A 4,373-nucleotide genomic window follows, 5' to 3' on the forward strand; every position below is an offset into this window, starting at 1 on the left:
GCTGGTCTTCGTGCTGCTGGGCGTGTTGTTCAGTGTGAATGCGATTCCCGTCAATGCCGGCTGGGCGCTGGCCGCTGCGTGGATGGCGAAGCGCGCAGGTGCAGTGCAGCGTGGCATGCACTGGCTGGACCGCGCCGCCGGTGCCCTGTTCATCGGCTTCGGGCTCAAACTGGCCTGGACGGACGCGCCCTCGGCCTGACTCTTATGGAGAAAAAACCATGTCCATCACCCCCCAGGAAGCGCTGCAGCGCACCATCGAACACCGCGAAATTTTCCACGACGAAATGCTGCACCTGATGCGGCTCATCATGCAGGGCGAGCTCTCGCCCGTGATGACGGCGGCCATCATGACCGGCCTGCGCGTGAAGAAAGAAACCATCGGTGAGATCACGGCCGCCGCGCAGGTGATGCGCGAGTTTTCCACCAAAGTGCATGTGCACGACCGCACGCACATGGTCGACATCGTGGGCACGGGCGGCGACGGTGCCGGTACCTTCAATATCTCCACCTGCGCCACCTTTGTGGCTGCTGCTGCAGGCGCACGGGTCAGCAAGCATGGCGGGCGCAGCGTTTCCAGCAAGAGCGGCAGCGCCGACGTGATGGAGGCGCTGGGCGTGCACATCAACCTCAAGCCTGAGCAGATTGCGCAGTGCATCGACGAAATCGGCATCGGCTTCATGTTTGCCCCCAACCACCATCCGGCCATGAAAAACGTGGCGCCGGTGCGCAAGGAGCTGGGTGTGCGCACCCTCTTCAACATCCTGGGGCCGCTGACCAACCCGGCCGGCGCGCCCAATATTCTCATGGGCGTGTTCCACCCTGACCTGGTGGGCATCCAGGTGCGAGCGCTGCAGCGCCTGGGCGCTGAGCATGCGCTGGTGGTCTATGGGCGCGACGGCATGGACGAGATCAGCCTGGGCGCCGCCACGCTGGTGGGTGAGCTCAAGAATGGCGAGATCACCGAGTACGAAGTCCACCCCGAGGACTTTGGCCTCGCCATGGCCAGCAACCGGGCGTTGAAAGTGGAAACGCCCGATCAGTCGCGTGATCTGCTGCTGGGCGTGCTCAAGGGCGAGACCGGCGCAGCGCGCGACATCGTGTGCCTGAACGCCGGTGTCGCCCTCTACGCCGCCAACGTGGCTGCGACCATGCTGGAGGGCATTGCCCAGGCCCGCGCGGCCATCGACTCCGGCGCAGCGCTCGCCAAGCTGGAGCAGCTCGTTACGCGCACCCATGCGCTGGCTGCTGCGTGAGGGAGAGAGTGATGCAACCGTCTTTCTGGACCTACCCTGGCACCTGGATTGTCATCGTCTTCACGCTGCTGCTGGTGGGCGGCGGTATCGCCTTGGCCGTGGTGCTGCGCCGCGTCCTGCGCAAGCCGCCGCAGGAGTCCCATTTGCCCCCTTCTTCCCCTGAAAAGAACCGCCCCCATGAGTGACATCCTCAACAAAATCGTGGCCGTCAAGCACGAAGAAGTGGCCGCCGCCAAAAAGCGCCTGCCGTTTGACGCCATGCGCGCCGATGCCGAGAGCCGCGTGCTCACGCGCGATTTCGAGGGCGCGCTGCGGGCCAAAATAGCCAAGGGCCAGGCGGCGGTGATCGCCGAGATCAAGAAAGCCAGCCCCAGCAAGGGTGTGCTGCGCGCCGACTTCATCCCGGCCGACATCGCCCAGAGTTACGCCGATGGCGATGGCGCCGTGAGTGCGGCCTGTCTCTCCGTACTGACCGACCGGCAGTTTTTCCAGGGCAGTGTGGATGCCCTCAAGCAGGCGCGCGCCAGCTGCCAGCTGCCGGTGCTGCGCAAGGATTTTCTGGTCGACCCGTACCAGGTTTACGAGGCCCGTGCCATGGGCGCCGACGCCATTTTGCTGATTGCCGCCAGCCTGGACGATGCGCAAATGGCAGACTTTGAAGCCATTGCCCGCAGCCTCGATATGGCGGTGCTGGTGGAGGTGCATGACCGCCCCGAGCTGGAGCGCGCATTGAAGCTCAAGACGCCGCTGGTCGGCATCAACAACCGCAACCTGCGCACCTTCGAGGTCACGCTCGAGACCACGCTGGGCATGTTCAAGGATGTGCCCGCCGACCGCCTGCTGGTGACCGAGTCGGGCATTCTCAAGCCTGCGGACGTGAAGACCATGCGCGACGCCGGTGTGCACGCCTTTTTGGTGGGCGAGGCCTTCATGCGTGCCCCAGAACCCGGCCTGGAGCTGGCCAAGCTGTTTGCTTGAATATCAAAAATAATAGCTGCTTGCGCTTTATGGGTAAGCGTTGGAGGCCATTTTGACCATAAATATTGTTCAAGGCAGTACCGGGCTTGCACCCACGCAGTTGCAAAGTGCCGACCCCGCCGACTGGCCTGTGGCGCCCGGTTGGCAATCGCTGGCACAAGATTTTTTTGCCAGCACAGAGGGCCGCAAGCTGCTGGACTTTTTGCAGGCACGGCTGGATGCTGGAGCCACCGTTTTTCCGCCGCGCCCCTTGCGTGCGCTGGAGCTCACGGCGCCTGAAGATGTGCGCCTGGTCATCCTTGGCCAGGACCCCTACCACGGCCGGGGCCAGGCCGAGGGGTTGGCGTTTTCGGTCGCGTCCGGTGTCGCATTGCCGCCCTCGCTGCGCAACATTTTCAAGGAAATCGAGCGCGACCTGGGCCAGCCGCCGCCGGCGTTTCCGGTGCCCGGCGGCAGTCTGGTCGCCTGGGCCGAGCGCGGCGCCTTGCTGCTCAACACCACCCTCACCGTCGAAGAAGGCCAGCCCGCCAGCCACGCCCGGCGCGGCTGGGAGCTGCTGACCGACGCGCTCATCGCCCACGTCGCCGCACAGCCCCAGCCGGTGGTCTTCATGCTCTGGGGCGCGCACGCGCAGTCCAAGCGCGTGCTCATCACCGCACCGCAGCATTTGGTGCTGTGCGCCAACCATCCATCGCCCCTGTCGGCCCTGCGTCCGCCCGTGCCTTTTATCGGTTGCGGGCACTTCGGCCAGGCACGGGCGTTTCGGCGGGCGCACGGAGGATAAGATTTCACGGTTTTTTCACCACACAGAGGGACATCGCATGGCACAGCAGTTTCTGGAAATGCCCGACAGTCAGGGCTACTTTGGCGAGTACGGCGGGCAAATTCTTCCCCCCGAGCTCAAGGCCGTGATGGACGACATCAACGTCGCCTATGAAGAGGTCCGCAAGACCCCGGCCTTTCAGGAAGAACTGGCAGATTTGTACGCGCACTACGTGGGTCGGCCCAGCCCGATTTTTTATGCCAAGCGTCTGTCCGATCGCCAGGGCGGCGCGCACATCCACTTGAAGCGCGAAGACCTGAACCACACCGGGGCGCACAAAATCAACCACTGCCTGGGCGAGGCGCTGCTGGCCAAGCACATGGGCAAGACCAAGGTGCTGGCCGAAACGGGCGCTGGCCAGCATGGGGTGGCGCTGGCGTCGGCCTGTGCGCTGGTGGGTATCGAGTGCGAAATCCACATGGGCGAGATCGACATCGCCAAGGAGCACCCCAACGTCACCAAGATGAAAATTCTGGGCTGCAAGCTGGTGCCCGTGACGCGCGGTACGCGCACCCTCAAGGACGCGGTGGACAGCGCCTTCGAGGAGTACATGAAAGACCCGGTCCATTTCTTCTATGCCATCGGCTCGGTGGTGGGCCCGCACCCGTTCCCGAAGATGGTGCGCGACTTCCAGAGCATCGTCGGGCGCGAGGCGCGCGCGCAGTTTCTGGCTGAGCACAAGCGCCTGCCCGATGTGGTGACGGCCTGCGTGGGCGGCGGCTCGAACGCCATGGGCATCTTCACGGAATTCCTGCCCGACGCTGGTGTGCAGCTCGTGGGTGTCGAGCCGGCCGGTCGTGGCCTGGACACCCCCGACCACGCGGCCACCATGACGCTCGGAACCAAGGGCGCCATCCATGGTTTCATTTGCTACAACCTGCAGGACGAAAAGGGCGAGCCGCTGCCGGTGTATTCGATCGCATCAGGGCTCGATTACCCCGGTGTCGGCCCGCAACACTGCTATCTGAAAGATGTAGGCCGCGTGCAGTACGAGGCGGTGACCGACGACGAGTGCCTGGACGCCTTCATGACGCTCTCGCGCACCGAGGGCATCATTCCGGCACTCGAGAGCGCCCACGCCGTGGCCTACGCCATGAAGGTGGCAAAAACCATGTCGCCCGATCAGAATATTCTGGTCAACCTCTCGGGCCGGGGTGACAAGGATGCCGATTTTGTGGCGCAGCACCTGGGGCTGTAAAATTTAAGAAAAAAAGCTGCTAGCGCTTGATGTATAAGCGCTAGCAGCTATTTTTTTGCTTGATTAGCAAGAAGTCTCAGGCTGTCTAAGTTGCGAGATAGCGATAGGTGGTGTGAGGGTG

At 63.6% G+C, this 4,373-nt stretch carries 5 protein-coding genes and 1 pseudogene; all 6 read left to right on the forward strand.

Annotated elements, in window-relative coordinates; translation table 11 throughout:
- Positions 1-199, forward strand: a pseudogene (locus ACYVOC_RS08410) (LysE family translocator); the annotation flags it as partial.
- Between the two features lie 19 nt (positions 200-218).
- Complete coding sequence (trpD, locus tag ACYVOC_RS08415) at positions 219-1,253, forward strand: anthranilate phosphoribosyltransferase (protein WP_461161469.1); 1,035 nt, start codon at positions 219-221, stop codon at positions 1,251-1,253.
- Between the two features lie 11 nt (positions 1,254-1,264).
- Positions 1,265-1,438, forward strand: a complete 174-nt coding sequence (locus tag ACYVOC_RS08420; RefSeq protein ID WP_165829129.1) for a hypothetical protein — start codon at positions 1,265-1,267, stop codon at positions 1,436-1,438.
- Positions 1,431-2,231, forward strand: a complete 801-nt coding sequence (gene trpC / locus ACYVOC_RS08425; protein ID WP_461161470.1) for an indole-3-glycerol phosphate synthase TrpC — start codon at positions 1,431-1,433, stop codon at positions 2,229-2,231. Before ACYVOC_RS08420 ends, trpC begins: the two co-directional genes overlap by 8 nt.
- A gap of 58 nt (positions 2,232-2,289) precedes the next feature.
- Complete coding sequence (locus ACYVOC_RS08430) at positions 2,290-3,015, forward strand: uracil-DNA glycosylase (RefSeq protein ID WP_461161482.1); 726 nt, start codon at positions 2,290-2,292, stop codon at positions 3,013-3,015.
- A gap of 37 nt (positions 3,016-3,052) precedes the next feature.
- Positions 3,053-4,252 (forward strand): tryptophan synthase subunit beta, encoded by a 1,200-nt coding sequence (gene trpB / locus ACYVOC_RS08435; RefSeq protein ID WP_461161471.1) that lies wholly within the window; start codon positions 3,053-3,055, stop codon positions 4,250-4,252.
- Positions 4,253-4,373 lie beyond the last annotated feature (121 nt).

The organism is Simplicispira piscis (assembly GCF_054783455.1).